This window comes from Betaproteobacteria bacterium (genome assembly GCA_016791345.1).
In the GTDB taxonomy this organism is placed as follows: domain Bacteria; phylum Pseudomonadota; class Gammaproteobacteria; order Burkholderiales; family JAEUMW01; genus JAEUMW01.
Window position 1 is genome coordinate 1 of sequence record JAEUMW010000187.1, and the last position, 2,615, is coordinate 2,615.

Annotated in this window: 5 protein-coding genes; all 5 read left to right on the forward strand. The window is 65.4% G+C overall.

Translation table 11 applies throughout. The features are described from left to right. On the forward strand, nucleotides 1-430 hold a 430-nt coding region (locus JNK68_07145), incomplete at its 5' end, for a TolC family protein (protein MBL8540132.1). 128 nt (nucleotides 431-558) lie between these two features. Then, nucleotides 559-1,311 carry an SDR family NAD(P)-dependent oxidoreductase gene (locus JNK68_07150; GenBank protein MBL8540133.1) on the forward strand — a complete coding sequence of 251 codons (753 nt, stop codon included), beginning with the start codon at nucleotides 559-561 and terminating at the stop codon, nucleotides 1,309-1,311. A gap of 15 nt (nucleotides 1,312-1,326) precedes the next feature. Then, nucleotides 1,327-2,151 (forward strand): kinase/pyrophosphorylase, encoded by an 825-nt coding sequence (locus JNK68_07155; protein ID MBL8540134.1) that lies wholly within the window; start codon nucleotides 1,327-1,329, stop codon nucleotides 2,149-2,151. Between the two features lie 39 nt (nucleotides 2,152-2,190). Further along, nucleotides 2,191-2,355, forward strand: coding sequence for a BrnT family toxin (locus JNK68_07160; protein ID MBL8540135.1), 165 nt, complete (start codon nucleotides 2,191-2,193; stop codon nucleotides 2,353-2,355). A gap of 9 nt (nucleotides 2,356-2,364) precedes the next feature. After that, nucleotides 2,365-2,574, forward strand: coding sequence for a BrnA antitoxin family protein (locus JNK68_07165; protein ID MBL8540136.1), 210 nt, complete (start codon nucleotides 2,365-2,367; stop codon nucleotides 2,572-2,574). Nucleotides 2,575-2,615 lie beyond the last annotated feature (41 nt).

The window sequence follows — 2,615 nt, forward strand, 5'->3', positions numbered from 1 at the left end:
CGTGCCGATCTTCACCGCGGGCGCCATCCGCGGCCAGGTCGCGCAGGCGGAAGCGCGCAAGCAGCAGGCGCTCTACCAGTATCAGCAGGCGATCCAGACGGCATTTCGCGAAACCGAGGACGCGCTCGTCGGCCAGGTCAAGCTGCGCGAGCAGCTCGCGGTGCAGGCGCGCCGGGTGAAGGCGCTGCAGGGCTACGCGCGGCTGGCGCGACTGCGCTACGACAACGGTTACACCAGCTTTCTCGAGGTGCTCGACGCCGAGCGCAGCCTCTTTACCGCCGAACTCGACTACGCGCGCAACCAGGGCGACCTCTTCCAGGCGCTGGTGGATGTCTACAAGGCGATGGGCGGAGGCTGGGTCGTCCAGGCCAACCAGTTCGCGCCGCAGCCCAACGTCGATCCGCAGGCGAATCCGCCGGTCTTCCCCTGAAGCCGCAGCGCAGCAGCGCCCACCGTGGCGCCAAGCCGCAGCAACCGTTTGCGCCCGCGCGCGCAAACCGCCACAATCAGCGCCGTTGCCACCCGTCATAGGGCGGCTTGAGCCAAGCGGACCTTGCCATGGATCTTTGGGCGTGCCCGGCGGTGGTGACCGGAGCGGCGGCGGGCCTGGGTGCGGAGACCGCGCGCTATCTCGCGGACGCCGGTGCCAAGGTTACAGTCATCGACATCGACGCCGACGGCGTGCGGAAAGTCGCTGCCGAAATCGGCGGGCTGGCGATTCCGTGCGACGTCGCAGACGCGACATCCACGGAGCAAGCGCTCGCCCAGGCGCGTGAGGCACACGGCGCGGCGCGCATCCTCGTGCACTGCGTCGGCCGTGGCCACTCGCAACCGATCGTCGGTGTCGAGGGCCCGATGCCGCTGGAGGACTTTCGGCAGCTCGTCGAGGTCAACCTCATCTCCACTTTCAACGTCATGCGTCTCGCCGCCGCCGACATGGCGACGCTGGAACCGCTTGCGAGCGGCGAGCGCGGCGTCATCCTCTCCACCGCATCGGTCTCGGCCTACGAAGGGCAAAGCGGCGAAGCCGCCTACGCCGCCTCCAAGGGAGGTGTCGTCAGCATGATCCTGCCGGCCGCCCGCGAGCTCGGTCGCCTGGGCATCCGTGTCGTCGGCATTGCGCCGGGGCTCTTCGGCACGCACACGCTTTTCACGATGGAGAAGAATCTCGACTCCAGCCTCGCGCGCGAGATTCCGTTTCCGCACCGCTTCGGCGACGCGGCGGAGTTCGCCATGCTGGTCGTTCACGTGCTCAACAACGTCATGATCAACGGTACGGTGCTGCGCCTGGACGGCGGCCATCACCGCTAGCAGGCTGGGGAGATCGTGAGCAAACCCATCGTGTTGCATCTCGTCTCGCACGCGTCCGGCGAGCTGGTGGAGATGCTGGCGCGCAACGCGGTCGCCCAGCTCGAAGACGTCACCGTCGAGCGCAAGCTGTGGAAGATGGTCCGGCGGCTGGGCCAGATCCCCGAGATTCTCGGCGCGATCGCAGGCTCGCGCGGGTATGTCATCCACAGCATCAGCCACACCGACGTGCGCGAGGCGCTCGAAGGAGGTTGCTACCAGATGCGCGTGCCCTGCCAGTTCGCGCTCGAACCGCTGATCGGCCAGCTCGCGAAACACTTCGACGTGTCGGTGCACACAACCACCAGCTCCGCCGACGAGTTCGACGACGACTACTACCGTCGCGTCGAGGCCATGAAGTATGCGCTGACCCATGACGACGGGGTCGACAGCCACCACCTCGACGATGCCGACGTGATCGTCGTCGGCGTCTCGCGCTCGACGAAGACGCCGACCTGCATGTATCTCGCGTCGCGCGGGATCAAGGCCGCCAACGTGCCACTGGTCCCCGGGCTGCCCGCGCCGGACGGCCTGCTCAACGCCAAGGGACCGCTCGTGGTCGGACTGACTGTCTCTCCGAACCGGCTCGCGACCGTGCGCACCGCACGCATGAAGGAGCTCAAGCTGCTCCAGCACAACAGCGACTACGTGGACGTCGACGCACTCAAGCGGGAAGTCACGGAGGCGCGCCGCCTGTGTGCCCAGCGCGGCTGGCCGGTCGTGGACACCACCTACAGCTCGATCGAGAACACGGCCGAGCGCATCATCGACATGCTCAGGGCACGGGGGGGAGAGCACTCCTAGCGCGCTGTTGCCCTACGCATTTCGCAGCAGTTCAAGGCCATGGTTCCGATTCGAGTGCCTGCTTTTGCTTGCTCCGTATGTCTTGGTCTGAGCGGCAGTCTCAGGCTTCTCGTCGTCGTCCATTCCTATCGCGCCGAGAGCAACACGATTCGAATCGTCTCCGCTCGAAAGGCGACACGACGCGAATCTAAGTTCTACCCATAAGGGTGCCTTATGCGCAAAGAGTACGATTTCAGCGCGTCGAGAAAGAATCCTTACGCGGCTCAGCTGAAGAAGTCCGTCACGATACGGCTCGATCAGGACTCGATCGCCTATTTCAAGGTCCTGGCCGAGGAAACCGGGATTCCTTATCAGAGCCTGATCAACTTGTACCTCAAGGACTGCGCGGCTGCGAAGAAGAAGCTTAATCTGGCGTGGAAGTGAGTCGTCCGGGGAGCAAGCATTCACGACGACTCAGCGGTAGT